Source organism: Agrococcus terreus, from assembly GCF_014645235.1.
GTDB lineage: Bacteria > Actinomycetota > Actinomycetes > Actinomycetales > Microbacteriaceae > Agrococcus > Agrococcus terreus.
Map to the genome: position 1 here is coordinate 320,555 of NZ_BMLM01000001.1, position 22,563 is coordinate 343,117.

General features: G+C 73.3%; 20 protein-coding genes. 12 read left to right on the forward strand and 8 right to left on the reverse strand.

Annotation, left to right across the window (positions count from 1 at the left end):
- Nucleotides 1-67 precede the first annotated feature (67 nt).
- Entirely contained in the window at nt 68-1,165 is a 1,098-nt protein-coding gene (locus tag IEW90_RS01610; protein WP_188715339.1) for a type I restriction endonuclease, read from the forward strand.
- Nucleotides 1,166-1,184: 19 nt separating this feature from the next.
- Here the strand turns inward: IEW90_RS01610 and IEW90_RS01615 are convergent, their stop codons facing one another.
- From IEW90_RS01615 to IEW90_RS01635, 5 genes are all read right to left on the reverse strand, one after another.
- Nucleotides 1,185-2,045, reverse strand: a complete 861-nt coding sequence (locus IEW90_RS01615; RefSeq protein ID WP_188715340.1) for a GIY-YIG nuclease family protein — start codon at nt 2,043-2,045, stop codon at nt 1,185-1,187.
- A complete protein-coding gene (locus IEW90_RS01620) occupies nt 2,042-2,857 on the reverse strand; it encodes an alpha/beta fold hydrolase (RefSeq protein WP_188715342.1) in 816 nt (271 codons plus the stop codon). The genes IEW90_RS01615 and IEW90_RS01620 overlap by 4 nt, the downstream gene beginning before the upstream one ends.
- 8 nt (nt 2,858-2,865) lie before the next feature.
- Nucleotides 2,866-4,254, reverse strand: coding sequence for an FAD-binding oxidoreductase (locus IEW90_RS01625; RefSeq protein ID WP_188715344.1), 1,389 nt, complete (start codon nt 4,252-4,254; stop codon nt 2,866-2,868).
- Between the two features lie 192 nt (nt 4,255-4,446).
- A complete protein-coding gene (locus IEW90_RS01630) occupies nt 4,447-4,797 on the reverse strand; it encodes a cupin domain-containing protein (RefSeq protein ID WP_188715347.1) in 351 nt (116 codons plus the stop codon).
- A 106-nt stretch (nt 4,798-4,903) separates the two neighbouring features.
- Complete coding sequence (locus IEW90_RS01635) at nt 4,904-5,224, reverse strand: hypothetical protein (RefSeq protein WP_188715348.1); 321 nt, start codon at nt 5,222-5,224, stop codon at nt 4,904-4,906.
- Nucleotides 5,225-5,477: 253 nt separating this feature from the next.
- Between IEW90_RS01635 and IEW90_RS01640 the strand changes: the two genes are divergently transcribed.
- The 3 genes from IEW90_RS01640 to IEW90_RS01650 are packed head-to-tail and all read left to right on the forward strand — an operon-like array spanning nt 5,478 to nt 10,266.
- On the forward strand, nt 5,478-6,500 hold the full coding sequence (locus tag IEW90_RS01640; protein WP_188715350.1) for a 3-oxoacyl-ACP synthase III: 1,023 nt from the start codon (nt 5,478-5,480) through the stop codon (nt 6,498-6,500).
- A complete protein-coding gene (locus IEW90_RS01645; protein ID WP_188715352.1) occupies nt 6,497-9,283 on the forward strand; it encodes an alpha/beta fold hydrolase in 2,787 nt (928 codons plus the stop codon). Before IEW90_RS01640 ends, IEW90_RS01645 begins: the two co-directional genes overlap by 4 nt.
- Entirely contained in the window at nt 9,280-10,266 is a 987-nt protein-coding gene (locus tag IEW90_RS01650; protein WP_188715354.1) for an NAD-dependent epimerase/dehydratase family protein, read from the forward strand. The genes IEW90_RS01645 and IEW90_RS01650 overlap by 4 nt, the downstream gene beginning before the upstream one ends.
- A 207-nt stretch (nt 10,267-10,473) precedes the next feature.
- Here IEW90_RS01650 and IEW90_RS01655 read toward each other — a convergent pair whose 3' ends face one another.
- Entirely contained in the window at nt 10,474-10,827 is a 354-nt protein-coding gene (locus IEW90_RS01655; protein WP_188715357.1) for an ArsR/SmtB family transcription factor, read from the reverse strand.
- Between the two features lie 111 nt (nt 10,828-10,938).
- Between IEW90_RS01655 and IEW90_RS01660 the strand changes: the two genes are divergently transcribed.
- From IEW90_RS01660 to IEW90_RS01670, 3 genes are all read left to right on the forward strand, one after another.
- A complete protein-coding gene (locus IEW90_RS01660; RefSeq protein ID WP_188715359.1) occupies nt 10,939-11,997 on the forward strand; it encodes a cation diffusion facilitator family transporter in 1,059 nt (352 codons plus the stop codon).
- A gap of 88 nt (nt 11,998-12,085) precedes the next feature.
- A complete protein-coding gene (locus IEW90_RS01665; protein WP_188715361.1) occupies nt 12,086-12,787 on the forward strand; it encodes a GntR family transcriptional regulator in 702 nt (233 codons plus the stop codon).
- A 196-nt stretch (nt 12,788-12,983) separates the two neighbouring features.
- Nucleotides 12,984-13,223 (forward strand): hypothetical protein, encoded by a 240-nt coding sequence (locus IEW90_RS01670; protein WP_188715364.1) that lies wholly within the window; start codon nt 12,984-12,986, stop codon nt 13,221-13,223.
- 13 nt (nt 13,224-13,236) lie between these two features.
- Here the strand turns inward: IEW90_RS01670 and IEW90_RS01675 are convergent, their stop codons facing one another.
- On the reverse strand, nt 13,237-13,476 hold the full coding sequence (locus IEW90_RS01675; protein WP_188715366.1) for a hypothetical protein: 240 nt from the start codon (nt 13,474-13,476) through the stop codon (nt 13,237-13,239).
- Nucleotides 13,477-13,825: 349 nt separating this feature from the next.
- Between IEW90_RS01675 and IEW90_RS01680 the strand changes: the two genes are divergently transcribed.
- Nucleotides 13,826-15,106, forward strand: a complete 1,281-nt coding sequence (locus tag IEW90_RS01680; RefSeq protein ID WP_229679443.1) for an aminotransferase family protein — start codon at nt 13,826-13,828, stop codon at nt 15,104-15,106.
- A gap of 23 nt (nt 15,107-15,129) precedes the next feature.
- Nucleotides 15,130-16,623, forward strand: a complete 1,494-nt coding sequence (locus tag IEW90_RS01685; protein ID WP_188715368.1) for an NAD-dependent succinate-semialdehyde dehydrogenase — start codon at nt 15,130-15,132, stop codon at nt 16,621-16,623.
- 41 nt (nt 16,624-16,664) lie between these two features.
- Here the strand turns inward: IEW90_RS01685 and IEW90_RS01690 are convergent, their stop codons facing one another.
- Entirely contained in the window at nt 16,665-17,405 is a 741-nt protein-coding gene (locus IEW90_RS01690) for a GntR family transcriptional regulator (RefSeq protein WP_188715370.1), read from the reverse strand.
- Nucleotides 17,406-17,529: 124 nt separating this feature from the next.
- Here IEW90_RS01690 and IEW90_RS01695 point away from each other — a divergent pair, with 124 nt between their 5' ends.
- The 3 genes from IEW90_RS01695 (at nt 17,530) to IEW90_RS01705 (ending at nt 22,562) form a co-directional block, all read left to right on the forward strand.
- Nucleotides 17,530-18,753, forward strand: coding sequence for an MFS transporter (locus IEW90_RS01695; protein WP_188715372.1), 1,224 nt, complete (start codon nt 17,530-17,532; stop codon nt 18,751-18,753).
- A 242-nt stretch (nt 18,754-18,995) separates the two neighbouring features.
- Complete coding sequence (locus tag IEW90_RS01700; RefSeq protein WP_188715374.1) at nt 18,996-20,636, forward strand: ATP-binding cassette domain-containing protein; 1,641 nt, start codon at nt 18,996-18,998, stop codon at nt 20,634-20,636.
- A gap of 21 nt (nt 20,637-20,657) precedes the next feature.
- The gene (locus IEW90_RS01705) at nt 20,658-22,562 is read left to right on the forward strand and encodes an ABC transporter permease subunit (RefSeq protein ID WP_188715376.1); all 1,905 of its coding nucleotides are present in this window, start codon (nt 20,658-20,660) and stop codon (nt 22,560-22,562) included.
- Nucleotide 22,563: the final 1 nt, after the last annotated feature.

A 22,563-nucleotide genomic window follows, 5' to 3' on the forward strand; every position in this document is an offset into this window, starting at 1 on the left:
TTCACTGAGTCGGTCTCAGCGATGTCGTCGCTCCGCGCTACTGTCGTGGCAATCCCGGGAGGTAGATGTGGAATTCAGCGATCGCCTGAACGCGTTGGCGACGAAGGTGCAGAACCAGAAGTCGGCCATTCAGACCGAAGAGGCAACGAAGAACGCGTTCATCATGCCGTTCATCTCGTCGATCCTCGGCTATGACGTGTTCAACCCGCTCGAGGTCGTGCCTGAGTTCACCGCGGATGTCGGCCTCAAGAAGGGCGAGAAGATCGATTACGCCATCCTCCGCGATGGCGAGGTGCAGATCCTGCTGGAGTGCAAGGCGTCAGTCGGCAACCTCAAGTTCGAGCACGCATCCCAGCTCTTCCGGTATTTCGCCGTGACGAACGCGCGGATCGCGGTTCTGACGAACGGCGAGGTCTATCAGTTCTTCACGGATCTCGATCGCCCCAACCGCATGGACGAGAAGCCGTTCCTCGTCTTGGATCTCTCCGACATCGACGAATCGATCGTGCCCGAGCTCCGCAAGCTGACGAAGGAGAACTTCGATCTCGATTCCGTCATCAGCGCTGCCGAGGAGTTGAAGTACGTCGGGGCGATCAAGCGAGCTATCGGGGAGCAGTTCAAGGAGCCGACCGACGACTGGGTGCGGTTCTTCACCACGCGCGTCTACGAGGGCGCCTTCACGCAGAAGGTTCGAGAGCAGTTCTCCACCCTCGTCGCGAAGGCGGGCAAGCAGTATCTGAGCGACCAGGTGAACGACCGGCTCAAGACTGCGCTCGGCGCGACCGGTTACACGCCGGCGCCGGTGTCCGAGTCGGCGACGGCCGTCGCCAGCGAGCCGATCGCCGAGAAGGATCTCGACCGCGACACCGAGGTCGACACGACGCTCGAGGAGCTCGAGGGTTACCAGATCGTCAAGGCGATCGCCTGCAGCGAGGTCAAGCCTCCGCGTATCGTGCACCGCGACGCCAAGTCATACTTCGCGATCCTGCTCGACGACAACAACCGCAAGCCGATCGCCCGACTGCATTTCAACGGCCTGAAGCAGAAGTACCTCGGTCTCTTCGACGACGCGAAGGTGGAGACCAAGCATCCCCTCGAGTCGCTCGACGACATCTACAGGCACGCGAATGCTATCCGTGAGGCTGTTCGCCGCTACCGGGGGTAGGGAGCGAAGGCGGATCCGACTAGTTGTGGTTCATGCCATGGCGTCGAGTATCGAGCGCCTGCTTCCAGAACGCTTCCCGCTGCAGCACGGTTGCCGCACTCGTCTTGGGATCGAAGATCTCCAGGATCGAGTACTGGAAGTGCTCGATGAGATGACCGTCGCCGGCTGAGGAGCGCAAGTCCTCGAACCCCTTGTTGCCTCCGCTCAGGTTCCAGACATCGGCGTAGCTCGACCACCGCTGCCAGAGCCCGTTGGCCTCTCCTGACGCCGACCCAATGTAGAGGGCGCCATCGCTCAGGTCCGTGATGACATAGACACCCTTCACGCTCGATAGCGCGTCCTTCCAGCTCGGCTCGTCATTGGCAATGATGCGCTGGAGTTCGTGGTGTCGCAGTCTGACGTTCTGGTAGCCGGGGAAGGTTCCGAGCTTCACGTCGGGTGCCAGCTCGTACACCTCCGGTGCAAGACGGCTCTCCTGGAGGCGGTCGTACTTCCGCAGGTACAGGTCGCGGCCGATCGGTTGTCGCAGCTTGACGATGAGGCGCTTGATGTAGTCCTCGTGCATCGGCACGGGAGTGAGGTCGTATCCGTATCCGCCGATGATCTCGGGGACGACCTTCCGGACTAGGAAGAAGCCACCGAAAATGAAGTACTGCGGCCCGTACGGGTAGTACTGCGCGAACGACATCAGGTACTCGGCATCGCCCAAGTTGTTGTTCTGCTGCTTCGCGCGGTAGCGGCTCATGTTCAGCCACTCCTCTTGGTTCTCCTCGAGCAGCAGGTCCCATGCCGCGACGCCGCCGACGCCCGCGCGGATGTTGAACTTCACCTTCGTCCGTGAGGGTTCAGGGACGGGCAGGAAGTCAGTGAAACGGATCATGCGCTCTCTCCTGCTCGTGATGCGAAGTTGGCCAGCCCGCCGTTGACTGCCCGCCACTGCTCCATGTTCGTCGCGTGGCCCGCGCGCTCGACGACCGCCGATGATCCGCGAGGCGCCAGCGCGGCGGCAGCGGCGGCATGCGAGGACGGCCAGTACTCGCTCTCGGCCCCGGCCACGAACAGCACCGGCCGCGAGAACGAGGCGATCACCGTCCTCCAATCGGCTCGAGCGTGGTCGTTCAGGAGCCCGAGGTCGCCCGGCCTGAATTCGCGCGAGACGCCCGCCATCGCCCGCAGAAGCCGCAGCGTGCGCACGGGCTTCCGCCACAGCGGCGTGCCCATCCCCGTCTCGGGGATCGTCGTCGCGAAGTAGGTGTCGCGGTTCGCGGCGTCGTAGCCGTAGAAGCCGTGGTCCCAGCCGTCGCCGTTCAGCATCCGCGGCGTCTGGTCCACCGACACCGCCGCCCGCACGCGCGACTCCCCGAACTCGGCGACGTAGGCCCAGATCGTCGACGCGCCCATCGAGCCGCCGACGAGCACCGCATCCGAGATCCCGAGGTGCCGCAGCAGCACGTCGACATCGGAGGCGCGGGTCGCCATCGTGGTCCCGACCGGCGACGGATCCGCGGCGCCGTGCCCGCGCAGGTCGAGCACCGTCACACGGTACCCGGCCGCCACGAGCGCCGGCACCTGGAACCGCCACGAGGTGCCGGGCGCGCGGAAGCCGGCGAGCAGCACGACAGCGGCGCCAGAGGCGGGCCCGTGCTGCGAGTACGCCAGCCGGACGCCGTCGGGAGCGGTGAGGAACGGCACGTGACCTCCTAGGTCGAGAGCCCCGGGAACGCCTTCCCGGGGTTGAGGATGCCCTGCGGGTCGAGGGCCTGCTTGATGGCGCGGTGCATCGCGAGCACCTCGGGCGAGAGCTCCGCCGCCGCGCCCGGAAGCTTCAGCAGCCCCACGCCGTGCTCGCCCGTGACGGTGCCGCCGAGGTCGCGGCACGCCTCGACGATGCGGTCGAACGCCTCCTTCGCGCGGCCCCGCGCATGCGCGTCGCCCTCCGGCGCGATGATGAGCGGATGCAGGTTGCCGTCGCCCGCGTGGGCGATGTTCGCGATCGTCACGTCGTGCTCGAGCGCGATCGCCTCGATGCGCGCGAGCATCTCGGGCACCGCGCGGCGCGGCACGCAGACGTCCTCGGTGAGCACCGGGCCGAGCCGCTCGAGCGACGGATACGCGAGGCGGCGGGCGAGGAAGAGGCGGTCGGCGTCCTCCGGATCGACGGACCGCGACACCGACGTCGCGCCGGCCGCGGTCATGTGCTCGGCGACCCGCGCGGCCAGCGCCTCACCCGCGGCGCCCGGCTCGTCGACGCGCGCGAGCAGCAGCGCCGCCTGCCCGGTCGGCAGGTCGAGGTGCTGCCAGGCCGCGACGGCGTCGAGGCAGGTGCGGTCGATGAGCTCGAGCGCCGACGGGATGATGCCGTCGGCCGAGATCGCCGCCACGGCGACGCCCGCCGCGTGCAGCGACGCGAACGACCCGACGATCGCGCGGTCCTCGCGCCCGGCGAGCGGCCGCAGCTTCACCGTCGCGTCCACGACGATCCCGAGCGTGCCCTCGCTGCCCACGAGCAGCTGCGCCAGCTGGTAGCCGGTCGAGCCCTTCGCGGTGCGCCGCCCGACGCGCGCCACCGACCCGTCGGCCAGCACGACCGTGAGCGCGATCACCGCATCCGCCGTCACGCCGTACTTCACGCAGCACAATCCGCCGGCGTTCGTCGCCACGTTGCCGCCGATCGTCGAGATCGCGCTCGACGCCGGATCCGGCGGGTACCAGAGGCCGTGCTCGGCCACGGCGGCGCGCAGCGCGTCGTTGAGCACCCCCGCCTCGGCCACCGCGAAGCGCTCGCCCGCGTCGATCTCGAGGATGCGCGTCATCCGCTCGAGCGACAGCACGACCGACCCCGCGGTCGCGTTCGCGCCGCCCGAGAGCCCGGTGCCGGCGCCGCGCGGGACGATCGGCGTGCCCGTCGCGGCGCACGCGTGGACGACCGCGACGACGTCGTCGATCGACTCGGCGAAGACCACCGCGAGCGGGGGAGCGAAGTCGGCCCACTCGGCGTCGTCGTGCGCGTACGCCTCCCGCACCGCGTCGTCGAGGCCGAGCTGGTCGTCGCGCAGCGCGCCCCGCAGTCGGTCGAGCACTCCCTGCATCCGCGCCTCCGCATCGTCGCCTGGCCGTGCGCCCATCCGATCACACGCGGCCGCGAGCCGCGCAGAGGACGTGCACGGATCGGCCCCTCGAGAGCGCCGAAGACGGCGGTCCGGTGCACCTACGCAGCGAGAGGTGCACCGATCTGCCCCGCGCGCGGTGCCGACAGGACCGCTCGGTGCACGTCGAGCTCGTCAGCCCTCCGAGTCGCCCGCCGAGCCGGCCGCCTGCGGGAACCCCGCAGGGCTCGGCTCCTTCAGCTCCACGAGGATCGCGTGGCCGTCGCTCGAGCCGACGTTCTCGCCGACGTGCGACTCCTCGGGCACCCACTGGGCCACGCCCGACTCGAGCGTCCGGTCGGTCGTCCGCGAGCCGTGCTCCAGCCTCAGCTCGAACGAGGAGAGCGGGATGAGCACGCTGTCGGGGTGATGGTGCGCGCTGCTCCTGGCACCGGGCGAGTCGCGGTACTCGAGCACGCGCACGCGCTCGTTCTCGAACACCACGGTGTACAGACCGGGATCGGTCGAGACGGCGTCGTCATCCATGCGGCGGACCGTACACCCGCGTCCTGCGAGCGTGGGGGACGGATGCTCGCCGCGCACGCGGACGGGCCGCCGCCCGGAGGCAGCGGCCCGTCGCGGAGCAGGGGGCTCAGCCCTCCTGCGACTCGAGCAGCTCGTCGAGCTGCACCTGCAGGCGGTCACGGTGGTCGCGGATGAGGTCGAGGCTGCTGCCGAGGATGTCGGCGCGCGTCTGCACGTCGCCGAGCTCCGACTGCGTCTCGGCGAGCTGCGCCTGCGCGGCCGAGGCCTGCGAGAAGCCCAGCGCCGTGCCCGTCGCGCCGAGGGCGGCGACCACCACGAGCGCTACGATCCACGGCCAGCGTCGCGCGCGGGGCGCCGCGGCGGCGGTCGTCGGCGTGCCGGCCTCGGTCGCGGGGGCGGTCTGCTCGGTGCTGTGCGTCGTGGTCATCGGATGCTCCTCGGCAAGGGACGGCGCACGCCAGCGGGCACGGCCGATCGCCGTGCGCCGGTCGCGCCCGTCGTCGGTGATGGGGGATCGGGACGCATGCTCGTGGCGCGTCCAGCAGACCATCATCCCACGGACGTGGGGGACACGGGCGCGCCTCGGTCCGCCCGGAGCGAACCATGCCCGTCCCCCACAGGGTCGCTCGCTAGCCTGGCGGGCGTGCCGGAACCCAGAGCCGGCGCACTCTGGAGCACGCATGACCGGCAACGCGACCACCCGATTCAGCAACGTCTCGCTGCTGTCCGTCGCGAGCACCCTGCCCAGTCGCACGACCACGTCCGAGGACATCGAGCACCGCCTCGACGGCGCCCTCAGCCGCCTGAAGCTGCGCAAGGGCCTGCTGCGCCGCGTCGCCGGCGTCGACGCGCGGCGCAACTGGGCCGAGGGCGAGAGCGCGGATGCGGCCACGGTCCGGGCGGGCAACGAGGCGCTCGCGCAGGCGGGCGTGCAGCCGGGTGACGTCGGCCTCCTCATCAACACGAGCGTCACGCGCAAGCACCTCGAGCCGAGCGTCGCCGTGCGCCTCCACCACGAGCTCGGCCTGCCCACGAGCGCCATCAACTTCGACGTCGCCAACGCGTGCCTCGGCTTCGTGAACGGCATGAGCCTCGCGGCCGGGATGATCGAGTCGGGCCAGATCCGGTACGCGATCGTCGTCAACGGCGAGGACGCCGACGACATCCAGGTGAACACCGTCGAGCGGCTGCTGGGCGACGACATCGACCGCGACGACTTCCTCAGCGAGTTCGCCACCCTCACGCTCGGCTCCGGCTCGGCCGCCGCTGTGCTCGGCCGCGCCGACGAGCACCCCGAGGGCCACCGCATCCTCGGCGGCGTCACCCGCGCCGCCACCCAGTGGCACGACCTCTGCGTCGGCAGCGCCGAGGGCATGTACACGAACGCGAAGGCGCTCCTCAAGGGCGGCCTCGAGCTCGTCGTCTCCGCCTGGAAGGAGGCGGCGCCGGAGTGGAAGTGGTCGGAGGTCGACCGCTACATCACGCACCAGGTCTCGTCGGTGCACACCAACGCGATCGTGAAGGCCGCGAAGCTCGACCCGGCCAAGGTGCCCACCACCTACCCGCGCTACGGCAACGTCGGCCCCGCCTCCATCCCGATCACGCTCGCCGAGGAGCAGGCCACGCTCCAGCGCGGCGACCGCGTGCTGCTCATGGGCGTCGGATCCGGCCTCAACACGGCCATGATGGAGCTCGCCTGGTGAGCTCGGCTCGCCACGACCACGCTCCCGGCAGCGGCTCCGGCCCCGCCGTCACCGCGCCGCGCACCACCACCGCGCCCGCCTCGCTCCCGCCCGAGGGCCTCCCCGGCCTCGACCCCGCGTGGAGTCGCCTCGTGCGCGTGCCTGGCCGCGGCATCGACGCCGGTGTCACGCGCGGCTGGCACTGCCTCGACACGGCCGGCGAGCTCGAGGCGCTCGGCGTCGAGCCGGCCGGCACGATCCTCGCGGTGCACGGCAACCCGACGTGGTCGTTCCTGTGGCGGCGCCTCGCCGAGGGGACGCTGGCCGCCGCCGCAGCGGGCGGACCCGCCTGGCGACTCGTCGCCGTCGACCAGCTCGAGATGGGCTTCTCGGAGCGCAGCGGCCTGCACCGCACGGTCGCGCAGCGCGTGCACGACCTCGCGGGCTTCGCGGATGCGGTGGTCGGCGACGGCCCCGTCATCACCATCGGGCACGACTGGGGCGGCGTCGTCTCGCTCGGTTGGGCCGTCGACCACGCGCCGCAGCTCGCCGGCGTCGCGCTGCTGAACACCGCCATCCACCACCCGGCCGGCGTGCCGATCCCCGCGCCGCTGCGCCTCGCCCGCGCCCGCGGCGTGCTCGCCGCCTCCACCGTCGCGACGCCCGCGTTCCTCGAGACGACGCTCTCGCTGCCCGCCGAGCCGCTGCCGGCCGACGTGCGTGAGGCGTACCGCGCGCCCTACCGCACCGCCGCCCGGCGCGACGGCATCGGCGGCTTCGTCGCCGACATCCCCGCCGACGCATCCCACGAGAGCCACGCCGAGCTCGAGCGCATCGCCGCCGGCGTCGCCCGGCTCGAGGCGCCCGCGCTCCTGCTGTGGGGGCCGCGCGACCCGATCTTCGGCGACCGCTACCTCGACGACCTCGTCGACCGCCTCCCGCACGCCCGCGTGCACCGCTTCGAGGGCGCGGGACACCTCGTGGCGGAGGAGCGGCTGTACGCGGATGCGGTGCTGTCGTGGGTGGGGGAGGACGTCGCTCCGGCTGCGGGTGGTCTCGAGACGCCGCGGCCTGCGGCCGAGGCTCCTCGACCAGCGGAGGGGGCGGCCGAGGCTCCTCCGCCAGCGGATGCGGAGGCGTTCCGCCCTCTCTGGCACCGCCTCGACGAGCGGGCGCTCGATGACGGCACGGCCGTCATCGACATGACGCGCACCGACGCCGGCGAGCCGCGCACCGTCTCGTGGCGGCAGCTGCATGCGCGCGTGCAGGAGCTCGCCGCCGGCCTCCACCGCCTGGGCATCCGCAGGGGCGACCGCGTCTCGCTGCTGCTCCAGCCCGGCCCCACCCTCACCGCCGTCGTCTACGCGTGCCTGCGCATCGGCGCGATCGCGGTCGTGGCGGATGCGGGGCTCGGCGTGCAGGGCCTCTCGCGCGCCGTCCGCGGCGCCCAGCCCGACGTCATCATCGGCGAGCAGAAGGGCCTCGCGGCCGCCCGCGCGCTCGGCTGGCCGGGACGCCGCTTCAGCGCCGGGCGCCTCCCGCGCGCCGCGGAGGCTGCGCTCGGCGTCGAGGCGAGCCTCGGCGAGGTCGCGCGCCTCGGCTGCGGCGAGCCCCTCCCGCCCGAGCCCGCCCCGGCCGACGAGGCGGCGGTGCTCTTCACCTCCGGCTCCACCGGCCCCGCGAAGGGCGTCGTCTACACGCACGCGCAGCTGAGCGCTCTCCGCGACGTGCTCGAGCAGCACCTGGCGATCCACGGCGGCACGGGCCTCGTCACCGGGTTCGCGCCGTTCGCGCTGCTCGGCCCCGCGCTCGGCACCCGCTCGGCGACGCCCGACATGGACGTCTCGGCGCCCCGCACGCTCACCGCATCCGCCGTCGCCGCGGCCGTCCGGGCGTCGGACGCGCGCATCGTCTTCCTCTCGCCCGCGGCCGTCCTCAACGTGGTCGCCACCGCCGACGCGCTCACCGACGCCGACCGCGCGGCGCTCGGCCGCATCGAGACCTTCCTCTCCACCGGCGCGCCGATCGGGCTCGGGATGCTGCGCTCGATCGCCGCGCTCATGCCGGCCGCGACGCCGCGCACGCCTTACGGCATGACCGAGTGCCTGCTCGTCGCCGACATCACGCTCGCCGAGGTCGAGGCTGCGGCGACCGCGCCCGACGAGGGCGTCTGCGTCGGCCGCGCGATCGACGGCAACCGCATCCTCATCAGCGCCCTCGACGCCGACGGCCGCGCCGTGGGCGAGCCGAGCGCCGAGCCCGGCGTGCTCGGCGAGGTCGTCATCGCGGCACCGCACCTGAAGCGCGGCTACGACCGGCTCTGGCTCACCGACCGCGAGGCCGCGCGCGGCACCGAGGCGCTCGACGCCGGGAGCCCCGAGCACCCGATCCGCTGGCACCGCACGGGCGACGTCGGCCACCTCGACGCCGACGGGCGCCTCTGGATCGAGGGCCGCCTGCCGCACGTGCTCGTCACCGCCGACGGCCCGCTCGCGCCGGTCGGCACCGAGCAGGACGTCGAGGCGGTGGATGCGGTGCGCCGTGCCGCCGTCGTCGGCGTCGGCCCGCACGGCCTCCGCCAGGCGGTCGCCGTGGTCGAGTCGCTCCCGGCCGCCCGCCGGCCCGGCCTCGCCGACGCGGGCCTCGCGGCCGCCGTGCGCGCGAGCACCGCGCAGCCGCTCGCGGCCGTGCTCGTCGTGCCGAGCCTCCCGACCGACGTGCGCCACAACTCCAAGATCGACCGCGTGCGCCTCTCGGCCTGGGCCGAGCGGACCCTCGCCGGCCGCACGCCGGGCGCGCCGTGATCGCGCTCGTCACCGGCGCCTCCGGCTTCCTCGGCCGTGCCGTCGCCGCGCAGCTCGTCGCCGAGGGGCACGAGGTGCGCACGCTGCAGCGCCGCCCCTCGGGTGTCGCGGGCGCGACCGACGTGCTCGGCTCGATCACCGATCCGGATGCCGTGGCCCGCGCCGTCGCCGGGGATGGGTCGGCACCCGTCGAGGGCGTCGTGCACCTCGCCGCGAAGGTGTCGCTCACGGGCGACCCCGCCGACTTCCGCGCCGTGAACGTCGAGGGCACGCGCGCGCTGCTCGACGCCGCCGAGAGCGCGGGCGCCGCCCGCTTCGTGCAGGTCTCGTCGCCCTCGGTCGCGCACGCGGGCGCCTCGCTGACGGGCGTCGGCGCCGAGCCCGCCTCGCCGCAGCACGCGCGCGGCGACTACGCGCGCACGAAGGCCGAGGCCGAGCGCATCGCCCTCGAGCGCGACTCCGACCGCCTCGCCGTAGTCGCGATCCGCCCCCACATCGTCTGGGGGCCGGGCGACGAGCAGCTCATCGAGCGCGTCGTCGACCGCGCCCGCCGCGGCCGGCTGCCGCTGCTGAACGGCGGCACGGCCCTCATCGACTCCACCTACGTCGACAACGCGGCGACCGCGATCGCGGCCGCGCTGCGGCGGGCGGATGCGGCGCACGGCCGCGCGCTCGTGGTGACCAACGGCGAGCCCCGCCCCGTCGGCGACCTGCTCGCGGGCATCTGCACGGCGGCGGGGGTGAGGCCCCCGCGCATCAGCGTGCCCGCCGCGCTCGGCCGAGCGGTCGGCTCGCTCGTGGAGCGCGCGTGGGCGATCCGCCCCGGTGCCGACGAGCCGCCGATGACGCGGTTCCTCGCCGAGCAGCTCTCGACCGCGCACTGGTTCGACCAGCGCGAGACGCGTGAGGCGCTCGACTGGGCGCCGACGGTCACGATCGACGAGGGCCTCGCGCGCCTTGCCGCGCACTACCGCGCGCGCTGAGCGCGCCGCCCGCTGCGGCGATCGCTGCCCGCCGCGGTTCGCCGCCATGCCGGCGCGACGGTTGGTGCACGCCGTGGTCGGTCTGCACGACCGAGAACGACCACGGCGTGCACCAAGTCTCATCGGGCGCTGCGCCGATTGGTGCCCGGCGCGTCGCACGGAGCGGGCGGGCGCGGCCGTGCGGGGCGCGCGGTCGCCCGCGGCGCGTCAGTCGCGCTCGAGCGCGGGCACCGACTCGTGCACGGGCGCGGTGCCGAGCATGTGCTCGCCCTGGTGCATCGCGATCGTCACGAGCTCGCTCGCGTGGTCGTCCGCGAGCCGGTAGAAGACGCGCGTGCCGACCTGGCGGGCGATGACCATGCGGGCGAGCCGCATCTTCGCGAGGTGCTGCGAGACGGCCGGCGTGGGGCGCCGGGCGACGGCGGCGAGGTCGCCGACCGACATCTCGCCCTCGCGGAGCGCGAGGAGGATCCGCAGCCGGGTCGCATCGGCGAGCATCGAGAACACCTCGACCGCGAGCTCGACCGGCTCGTCGTCGACGTACGACATATCTGCATCCATGCGCACACGATGACACAGCGCGCCAGCACTGGCAAGGCGCGGCGTCCGCCAGAGACGAGCGTTGCCGCATTGCAGATTGTCAACATTCTGCAATCACGCTACGGTGGGCCCATGAGCGCCACCCACGAGCACAGCGACCACGGTCACCACGACCACGGCCCGGGCGACCACGGCCACGACCACGACCACGACCACGGCCACGCCTTCGACGAGGCGCACCCGCCGCGTCCGGCCTCCGCGAGCGGCGGCCACCACAGCCACAGTCACGGCCTCGAGGGCCACACGACGGCCACCGGCAAGCACCGCAAGAAGCTCGTCATCGTGCTCTGCATCACCGCGAGCATCTTCGTCGTGCAGCTCATCGGCGCCTTCGTCGCCAACTCGCTCGCGCTGCTCGCCGACGCCGGCCACATGCTCACCGACGCGATGGGCGTCACGATCGCGCTCATCGCGAGCATCCTCGCGGCGCTCCCGGCCACGTCGAAGCGCACCTTCGGCCTCATGCGCGTCGAGGTGCTCGCCGCCATGGCGAACGGCATCATCCTCGGCGTCATCTGCGTCGTGATCGTCATCGAGGGCATCCGCCGCCTCGGCACCGAGGTCGAGGTCGAGGCCGGCCCCATGCTCATCGCGGCCATCGCCGGCGCGCTCGCGAACCTCGTCTCGCTGCTCATCCTGCAGTCGGGCCAGAAGGAGAGCCTCAACGTGCGCGGCGCCTACCTCGAGGTGCTCGGCGACCTGCTCGGCTCGGTCGCCGTCATCATCGCCGGCTTCATCATCCTGTTCACCGGGTGGATGGTCGTCGACCAGATCGCCTCGTTCGCGATCGCGGCCCTCATCGCACCGCGCGCCTACAGCCTCCTCAAGGACGTGCTGCGGGTGCTGCTCGAAGCCACGCCGCAGGACGTCGACCTCGACGCCACGCGCGAGCACATGCTCTCGGTGAAGGGCGTCGTCGACGTGCACGACCTCCACGCCTGGACCATCACCTCCGGCGTCAACGCCCTCTCGGCGCACGTCGTCGTCGACGACGCGATCGACGAGCGCGACTACCACGACGTGCTCGACGAGCTCCACGCGTGCATCGGCGAGCACTTCGACACCGAGCACTGCACGCTGCAGATCGAGCCGGCGAAGCACGCGCCGCACGAGCACGCGCTCCACGCGTGACGCGTCGGCCGTGACGCCCGACGTCGTCCGGTCATAGCGCCCGCACATCGTCGTGATGTAGACAATAGGAAGATAGGCAGGGGGAGCCATGGTGGGACTGCAGTCCATCTCGGCGATCGAGAGCCGCTCGACGGCCGTGATCATCGCCGACCAGCTCCGCGAGGGGATCATCGCCGGCACGTTCGAGTCGGGCGACCAGATCAACGAGGCCCAGCTGGCCGAGCGCCTCGAGGTCTCGCGCGGTCCCGTGCGCGAGGCGCTGCACCGCCTCGTGCAGGAGGGGCTCCTCGAGGGGCGCCCCAACCGCGGCGTCTTCGTCAAGCAGGTCACGCATCGCGACATCGCGGAGGTGGCGGAGGCGCGCGAGGTCATCGAGTGCGCGGCGGCGGAGGTCGTGGTCGGCCACGGCGCCGCCGAGCGCTCGCGCATCGCCGACGCCCTCGTCGCCGCCACCGAGCCGATGGCGGATGCGGTGCGCCGCGGCGACCGGGCGGCGCTGCGCCGCGCCGACCTCGGCTTCCACGCGCTGCTCGTGGCGCAGGGCGCCAACCGCCGCCTCGAGCGCGCCTATCGCACGCTCGCCACCGAGGCGCTCATCGCGATGAGCCACTTCGACGGCTGGGAGCCCGACGACGCGCTCATCGCCGAGCACGTGCGGCTCGCCGAGCTGCTCCGCGCCGGCGACATGGAGGCGTTCCACCGCGTGCTCCACGAGCACCTGGCCATCGACACGATCGAGCTGCACACGCACGACGACGAGCCGCTCCGCCACGGCCGCGTCGAGGCCTGACGCGCTCCCGGCGCGGCACCGACGCGCCGGCTCTGAGGGCCGCATCCGGGGCTGCCGCGATCGCGTCGATGGGCGGCCGCGCGCAGGCCGCGCACATCGCGGTGCGCGAGACTGCAGGTCCGCACCGAGATCGGGGATCCGCATGGCATCGCACGTCCGACGGCGGGGGCGCGACCTCGCAGGCCGCAGGCCCTGAATGGCCCCCGACGGGCCGGGCGACGCTCGGCCCTCGTTCGCGGGATGGCTCGCGTTCGGCCTGTCCTGCTGCTCGGTCGGCCTCCTGGCGCTCGCGATCGGGCTGCGCTTCATGACCGAGCTGCCGCGGCCGATCGCCGACGCGGTGCTCGTCGGCTCCGCCGCCTACTTCCTCGCCGGCCTGGTCGGCTGGCTCGTGTGGCGCAGGCAGTCGGCCGGCGCCGAGCCGCCCGCCGGCTGAGGTCGCCGCGCGCTCAGTGCGAGCGCCGCCACTCGCCGTCGACGAGGCTGAACTCCACCCATCCGCCGCCCGCGGTCCTGCCCGTCAGCCGCACCGAGCTCACGACCCGGCTGGCGCGCACGAGCGCCGTGCGCACGTCGCGGCGGCCCGCCCAGCGGCGCAGCGCGTGGGGGTCGGTGCCGCACGCGGCGAGCTCGGCGAGGATCGCGTCGAGGTCGTCGGCGGAGTAGACGTCGTGCTGCGTGGGATGCACGGCGTCGTCGGGTCGCGCCGGGCGCCTGGCGTCGAGGGAGGTCGGATCCCATCCGCACGAGGCGCATCGCCGCTGGACGATCGTGAGGAGGGAGAGGCAGCGCGGGCACAGGTCGCCGAACGCGTCGAGGGTCATGGAGGACCTCTGAGAGGTGGCGGGATCGCGCCATGCGTCGCCCCACGGGTGGGCGTTGGGCTGCGGCACTGTTCCGTCGCCCCTGCAGTGTCCCACGGCGGAGGCCCGCGCGCGCTGACCGCGCGCCGCCCTATCGCCACCTCGTAGGATTGCCCTACAATCAGAACGTCTACCAGCCGCGCGATCTCGCGCGACGACCGAAGGAGCTGAGCCCGTGCACGACCTCCCCGACTCGATCCCGGCGCTCTGGAGCGCACAGGCCCACATGCCCTCGGTCCTCGGGCGCCAGCTCGTCATCGACCGCGGCGAGGGCAACTACGTCTTCACCGCCGACGGGAGGCGGCTCTTCGACGGCACCGCCGGCCTCTGGCACGCGAACATCGGCCACGGCCGGCCCGAGATGGCGGAGGTCGCCGCGGCGCAGATCCGCAGGCTCGAGACCTACCACGTGTTCGGCCGCTACGTGAACGACCGCGCGCTCGAGCTCGCCGAGAAGGTCGCCTCCGTCGCGCCCATCGACGACGCCCGCATCATCCTCAACAGCGGCGGCTCCGACTCCATCGACGTCGCCCTCAAGCTGGCCCGCCGCTACTGGCAGCTCCGGGGTCGCCCCGAGCGCACCGCGATCCTCAGCCGCGACCTGGCCTACCACGGCCTCCACGCCTACGGCACGAGCGTCGCCGGCCTCGACTTCAACCGCGAGGGCTACGGCACCGACTCGCTCGTGCCCGACACCGTGCGCTTCGACACCTACGACATCGAGCGCGTGCGCGAGACGGTCGAGCGCGTCGGCCCGCACCGCATCGCCGCGATCATCGCCGAGCCGATCCAGGGCACCGGCGGCGTCATCCCGCCCACGCCCGGCTACCTCGAGGGCCTGCAGGCGATCGCCGACGAGCACGACATCCTGCTCATCCTCGACGAGGTCATCACCGGCTTCGGCCGCACGGGCGAGTGGTTCGCCGCGCAGCGCTACGGCCTCCGCCCGCACATCGTCGCGATGGCGAAGGGCATCTCGTCCGGCTACTCGGCCGTCGGCGGCATCATCGTCGCGCCCGAGCTGTGGCGCCCCTTCTACGAGGCGGATGCGCCCATCTACCGCCACGGCACCACCTACTCGGGCCACGCGACCGCCGCGGCGCTCGCGCTCGAGAACCTCGCCATCATCGAGCGCGAGGGGCTGCTCGGCCGCGTGCGCGAGCTCGAGGCCGTGCTCGAGACCGAGCTCGCGGGCCTCGCCGGCGACGACCGCGTCGCCCAGGTGCGCCACGCCGGCCTCCTCGGCGGCATCGAGCTGCGGCCGGAGGTCTCGGCCGAGCAGGTCACCGACCGGATGGTCGAGCAGGGCTGGATCGCGCGGCCGCTGCGCGGCAACGTCATCCAGCTGAGCCCGCCCTTCACCACGACCGACGCCGAGCTCCGCGAGCTCGTCGCCGCCGTGCCCACCGCCATGGACGCGCTCCGAGGCGCGCCCGTGCCCGCCGCCGCACGCTGACGATCGCCGAAGGAGACATCGCCATGACGACCGCGACCACCACCCCCATCCGCCGCGACGTCGACGCCGCGCTGCTGACCGCCTCCGACGAGGCCGTCGCCAGCGTCGTGCTCGACCGCCTGCAGCTCGGCACCGGGCGCACCTTCGAGGTGCACGACCCGGCGACCGGCCGCACGATCGCGACCCCGCCCGACCACTCCGTCGAGGACGCCCTCGTGGCGCTCGGCAGGGCGGATGCCGCGGGCCGCGCCTGGGCGGGCACCACCGCGCGCCACCGCTCCGACGTGCTCCACCGCGCCTACGGCCTGCTCATCGAGCAGCAGGAGCGGCTCGCGCACATCATCACGCGCGAGATGGGCAAGCCGCTCGCCGAGGCGCGCGGCGAGGTGCAGTACGCCGCCGACTACGTGCGCTGGTACGCCGAGGAGGCGCTGCGCCCCTCCGGCAACTACCGCGAGAACCCCGTGGGCGGCTCGACGATCCTCACCACCCGCGCGCCGATCGGCACGACCCTGCTCATCACGCCGTGGAACTTCCCGATGGCGATGGCCACCCGCAAGATCGCCCCGGCGATCGCGGTCGGCTGCGGCGCGGTCGTCAAGCCCGCCGCGCTCACGCCCCTCACGACCCTCGCGGTCGTCGAGGTGTTCGTGCAGGCGGGCGTGCCGGAGGAGCTCGTGCAGGTCGTCACGACCTCGAAGGCCGGCCCGTTCAGCGCCGCGCTCATGGCCGACGGCCGCGTGCGGAAGGTCTCGTTCACCGGCTCGACCGGCGTCGGCAGCGTGCTGCTCGGCCAGGCCGCCGAGCACGTCATCAAGAGCTCGATGGAGCTCGGCGGCAACGCGCCGCTGCTCGTCTTCGACGACGCCGACCTCGAGCGCGCCGTCGAGGGCGCCGTGGTGGCGAAGCTCCGCAACGGCGGGCAGTCGTGCGTGGCCGCCAACCGCATCCTCGTGCAGGACGGCATCGCCGACGCTTTCGTCGAGGGCTTCGTGGAGCGGATGCGCGCCACGGTGCTCGGCAACGGGCTCGCCGAGGGCGTCGCGCTCGGCCCCGTGATCGACGACCGCGCCGTGCGCGGCTTCTCGCGCCTCGTGGAGGACGCCGTCGACAAGGGCGCGGAGCTGCGCACCGGCGGCGCGGCGGTCGGCGGCGACGGGCACTTCTTCGAGCCCACCGTGCTCGACCGCGTGCCGGAGAGCGCCGAGATCGCCGTCGAGGAGATCTTCGGCCCGGTCGCGTCGATCGCCCGCTTCGGGACCGAGGCCGAGGCGCTCGAGCGCGCGAACGCGACGCCGTTCGGCCTCGCGAGCTACGTCTTCTCGCAGGACGTCGACCGCGCGTTCCGGGTGGCCGACCGCCTCGACGCCGGCATGGTCGGCATCAACCAGGGCATCGTCTCGAACGTCGCGGCGCCCTTCGGCGGCACGAAGGCCTCGGGCCTCGGCCGCGAGGGCAGCGGCGAGGGCCTCGAGGAGTACCAGGAGATCCGCTTCTACAACCTGGCTCGCGGCTGACGCGCAGGCTCGCTCGCGGCTGACGCGCGCGGGCGGCCGGCTCAGCGCGGGCCGGCCGCCGCGCGCTCGGCGAGGATGTCGCGGATGCGCCGGTGGTTCGCCGCCAGGTGCTCGGCGACCGCGGCCCGCGCCGCCGCGGCGTCGCCGGCGCGGATCGCGTCGACGAGCACCCGGTGCTGCGCGAGCACGGCGTCGTCGGCGTGGCCCGGCTCGTCGTCGGTGTGCGACAGGATGCGCAGGTAGTAGCCCATCTCGGTGATCACCTGGGCGAAGAACGCGTCGAGGCGCTCGCTGCCGAGCCGCGCGACGATCGTGGCGTGGAAGGCCATGTCGGCCTCCACGATGGTGCGGGCGTCCCGCGTGGCCGCGGCGGCCTCCAGCCGCGCGTAGGCGGCCTCGAGCGCCTGGTCGCGGCCGCCGTCGTCCGGCAGGCCCGCGGCGAGCTCCTCGAGCCGGTGGCGGGCCGTGTAGAGGTCGTCGAGGTCGGCGACCGAGGGGGTGGCGACGACGGCACCGCGGTGCATCTCGGAGCGCACGAGCCGCCCGCGCTCGAGCAGCCGGATGCCCTCGCGCACCGAGTTGCGCGAGATGCCGAGCGACGCGGCGAGCGTGCTCTCGGGCAGCCGGTCGCCCGGCAGCAGCGTGCCGTCGAGGATGAGCGCGGTGAGCCGGTCGGCGACCTGCTCGGGCGCGCTCGTGCGGCGCAGCGCCACGGGGTCGAGCCCGTGGGCGCGCGCGACGGGCGGTGCGCCGTCGCGCCCGGGCCCCTGCTCGCTCGTCATCGTGTGCAGTCTGCCACCGAGCGGGACCGAGCCCGCACCGCCGCATGACGCTCCGTGACCGCGATCCTGAGCATCCGCCGACAACCGCTTGACTACTTGCGCAGATGCGCAAAGACTGATGCACATGTTCGCCGCCCTCCAGCACGCAGCCTTCCGCCGCCTGTTCGCCGCCCACGTCGTCGCCCTCCTGGGCACGGGCCTGGCGACGATCGCCATCGGCTTCCTCGCGGTCGACGTGGCGGGCGGCGACGCCGCGGGCGTGCTCGGCACCCTGCTCGCGCTGAAGATGCTGACCTTCCTCGTCATCGGCCCGCTGGCGCCGGCGATCGCCCGCCGCGTCGGCACGAAGCGCCTGCTCGTCGCCACCGACCTCGGCCGTGCCGGCGTCGCGCTCGCGCTCCCGTTCGTCGACGACGTCGTCACCGCCTTCGTGCTCGTGATCGTGCTGCAGTCGGCCGCGGCGCTCTTCACGCCCACGTTCCAGGCGGCGATCCCGACGGTCGTGCGCGACGAGCGCCAGTACACCGGCGCCCTCGCCCTCAGCCGGCTCGCCTACGACCTCGAGGCGCTCGCCTCGCCCACGCTCGCGAGCCTCATCCTCGTCGTCGCCCCGTCGGTCGCGCTGTTCGGCGGCACGGCGGCGGGCTTCCTGGCCTCGGGCCTCCTCATCCTCTCGGTGGCGCTGCCGAAGCCCGCGGGCCCGGCGGCAGGGGAGCCCTCGCGCCGCAGCCGCCTGACCCGCGGCATCCGCCTCATGGTCGAGCTCCCGCGCCTGCGCGGCGCGCTCGCGATGCACCTCGCGCTCGCCGCCGTCGGCGCCGTGCCGATGGTGCTCACCGTGCCCCTCGTGCGCACGGGCCTCGGCGGCGACGAGGGGCAGGCGGCCGGGCTGCTCGCCGCGTTCGGAGTCGGCTCGATGCTCGCGGCGCTCGCGATGACGACCGTCGTCGACCGCATCGGCCCTCGCCGCTACATGATCGCCGGGCTGGCGCTCGAGGTGCTCGCCGTGGCCGCCGTGTGGCCGGTGCTCGCGCTCGCGCCGGGCACGGGGGCGCTGCCGTGGCTCTGGCTCGTGTGGGGCCTCGCCGGCATGGGCAACGCCGCGGTGCTCGCGCCGATGGGGCGGGTCGTGCGCGACGCCGTCGACGACGCCGACCTGCCCGACGTCTTCGCCGCGCAGTTCTCGCTCGCGCACGGCTGGTGGCTGCTCACGTACCCGCTCGCCGGCTGGGGCGCGACGCTGCTCGGCTTCGGCCCGACGACGCTCGTGCTCGCGGCCCTCGGCGGCGCGGTGCTCGCGGTCGCGGTGCGGATGTGGGCGGTGCGGGAGCGCGTCCCCGTGGGCTGAGCGCGTCGCAGCGCGACGGCCGGGCGGCGACGCCCGGCCGTCGTCATGCGCTCGCGCGGCTCGTGCGGCGAGCCTCGGCGACGGCTCGCGGCGGGCTTCGTGTCGTCCAGATTTCACCGGGGTAACGAAATCATTGGATTGTTGACAATCTGCATGAGGCGGGTCTACGTTCACTGCAAGGGCCAGCGATGGAGCGGGCCGCCGGATCTCTTTCTACAGGGGTGAGCATGCACAGTCTCGAAGTGACCGACCTGCGTATCTCGATCGGCGGGCGCACCATCGTGAACGGCACGACGTTCTCCGTCGGCCAGGGCCAGCGCGTCTGCCTGCTCGGCGAGTCGGGCTCGGGCAAGTCGCTCACCGCCGCCGCCGTCCTCGGCCGCCTGCCCGCGAACGCGGAGGCCGACGGCAGCATCAAGGTCAACGGCATCGAGGTGCTCGGCATCCCCGCGTCGAAGCGTCCCGAGGATGCGCGCGTCGCGATGGTCTTCCAGGACTCCGCGGTCGCCCTCAACCCGCTCGTGCGCCTCAAGGAGCAGCTCATCGAGCCGCTCCGCCGCCACCGCGGCCTCTCGCGCGAGGACGCGGCCAAGGCCGCCGTCGAGCTCGCCGAGTCGGTCGGCCTCCCCGACCCGGAGCAGATCGTCGAGCGCTTCTCGGCCGAGCTCTCCGGCGGCCAGCGCCAGCGCGTCTGCATCGCCCTCGCGCTCGCCTGCAACACCCGGCTCATGGTCGCCGACGAGCCGACCACCGCGCTCGACGTCGTCACGCAGAAGCGCGTGCTCGACGTGCTCAAGCGCTACACGGCCGGCCAGCGCACCCCCGCGCTCCTCTTCATCACGCACGACTTCGCCGTCGCCTCCGAGCTGTGCAGCGACTCCGTCGTCATGAAGGACGGCGACGTCATCGAGCAGGGCCAGGTGCACTCGATCTTCGCCCGCCCCGAGCACGCCTACACCCGCGAGCTCATCCGTGCCGCGCAGGCGGCCACGGTCGACCCCTACGTGCAGCAGTTCCGCGACGAGCTCGCGGCGCTGCGTGCGTCGGAGGCCGCGGAGGTCGCGGCGCGCCCCGTGTTCTTCGACGTCGGCCGCGTCAGCCGCAGCTACCGGATGCCGGCGAAGGGCCTGTTCGGCCCGCGCGTCGACAGGACCGCGCTGGAGGAGACGAGCCTCGCGATCGCAGAGGGCGAGCGCGTCGGCATCGTCGGGGTCTCCGGCTCCGGCAAGACGACGCTCCTGCGCCTCATGCTCGCGCTCGACGAGACCGACACGGGCGCCGTCAGCTGCCAGGGCAAGCCCGTGCGGCCCGGCACCGTGCGCGCGCTCAAGTGGTATCGGCGCAAGGTGCAGTACGTGCCGCAGGACCCCGCGAGCACGCTCGACCCGCTCATGACGGTGCGGGCGCTCGTGCGCGAGCCGCTCGTGCGCCTCGGCGTCGAGGGCGACCACGACACGATGGTGCGCGAGGCGCTCGAGTCCGTCGGCCTCGACGCCACGTACCTCCGCCGCCGCGCCAACGAGCTCTCCGGCGGCCAGGCGCAGCGCCTCGCCATCGCCCGCGCGATCGCGACGCGCCCCGACTTCCTCCTCGCCGACGAGCCCGTGAGCGGCCTCGACCTGCCGATGCGGGAGTCGATCGTCGCGCTGCTCCGGAAGGTCTCCGAGGAGCGCGGCACCGGCATCGTCGTCGTCTCGCACGACCTCTCGATGGTCGCGAGCCTGTGCGAGCGCACCGTCGTGATGCACGGCGGCGCGGTCGTGGAGGACCGCCCCACCCGCGAGCTGCTCACCGCACCGCGGCACGAGCGCACCAAGGAGCTCCTCGACGCGATCCCGACGCTGCATGTCGTGCCCGAGGGCATGACGCCGGTGGCGGCCTAGGCGAGGACGGAAGGAACGGCGATGGCTCTCTCCACCCAGGCGGTCCCCGCGCTGCGCCGCACGCAGCGCCGCAGCACCGGCATCTCGGACGCGTCGCGCGCGATGCTCATCTCCACCGCGTCGCGCATCGGCACGATCCTGCTCGTGATCTTCCTGCTCGGCATCCTGCCGCTGCTCTCGGGCCGCGACATCGCGGCCACGGTGTTCCGCTCCCGCTACGCCGAGGGCGAGATGACGCCGGCGGCCCTCGAGGCCATCCGGCAGGAGCTCGGCCTCGACGGCGGCCCGGTCGGCGCCTTCTTCGCCTGGCTCGGCAACGCGGCCCAGGGAGACTTCGGCGTCTCGTGGACGACGAGGCAGCCGGTGCTGCCGACGATGCTCGAGGCGATGGGCAACTCGCTCATGCTGATGCTCGCGTCGCTCGTCGTGGCCGTCGTGCTCGCCGCCCTCCTCGTCATCCCGACCATCCGGCGCGGCCTCGCCGGCCGCTCCGACCGCACGGGCGGCGGCGTCGCCGCGGCCTTCACGGCGCTGCCGGAGTTCCTCCTCGCGTCGGTGCTGCTGGTGGTCTTCGCCGTCTGGCTCGGCTGGTTCCCGCCGTTCGGCTGGCGCGGCCCGGCCTACCTCGTGCTGCCCGCCCTCTCGATGGGCCTGCCCGCGGGCGGCTTCCTCGGCCGGCTCCTGTCGGACGCGCTCGCCAGCACGTTCAGCGAGCGCTGGGTCGCGACCTGGCAGGTCGCCGGGTTCTCGCGGACCCGCGTGGTGCTCGCCGCGATCCGCCGCACCCTCCCGGGCGTCACGGCGCCGATGTCGCTCATCCTGGTCGGCATCACGGCAGGCGCGGTCGTCATCGAGCAGGTCTACGCCATCCCCGGCATCGGCAGGGAGACGCTCGCCGCCGCGCAGTCGCAGGACCTGCCGACGCTGCAGGCGGGCGTGATCCTCCTGATGCTCCTCGCCGTCGCCCTCGGCATCGGCGCGAACCTCGTGCGCCGCCTCCTGCTCGGCCCGGCGCTGCGCTCCAGCTCGCTGCCCGCCCCCGTGCCGAAGGCGCCGAGCTCGCGCTGGGCCCTGCTGCTCCCCGCCGCCATGCTCGCCCTGCTCGTCGTGGTGATCGTCGCGGGCCTGCCGCGCGACCCCTTCTCGCTCGACTACGCCCGCCTCGAGGGCCCGAGCCTCGCGCTGCCCCTCGGCGCCGACGCGAGCGGGCGCGACGTGCTCGCCCGCATCTCCCACGGCGCGCTCTCGACCATCGGCCTCGGCGCGATCGTCGCCGCGATCTGCCTCGCGATCGGCCTGGTCGTCGGACTCTTCCCGAACCTCGGCTCCGGGCCCATCGAGGTCACGAACGCGGCCCCGCCCATCCTCGCCGGCCTCATCGTCGCGGCCGTCATGGGCCCGTCCTCCTTCGGCGCCGCCGTGGCCGTCACCATCGTCAGCTGGGCGCCGCTCGCGGCCCACACCGCGGCCCTGGTCGCGGAGGTGAAGGCGCAGCCGCACGTGAAGATCGCGCCGGTGCTCGGCGTCGGCCCCGTGCGCCTCATGCTCCGCTACATCCTGCCGAGCGTGATCGGTCCGGTGTTCCGCCACGCGTGCCTCCGCCTGCCCGGCATCGCGCTCGCGCTCGCCGCGCTCGGCTTCCTCGGCCTCGGCCCGCAGCCGCCCGCCTCCGACTGGGGGCTCATCCTCGCCGAGGGCATGCCCTACGTCGAGCGCGCCCCGCTCGTCGTGCTCGTGCCCGCCCTCTCGCTCATCGCGCTCTCGATCTTCGCGGTCTCGCTCTCGAGCCTCAGCATCGACCTGCGCGGCGGGAAGCCCCGCGTCAGCCGACGCCGCAAGCCGCGTCGCAGCATCACCGACCCGCGCACGGGGCTCGTACCGGCGGCGCGCACGAGGACCGCCGACATCCCCGTCACGACCCCCTGAC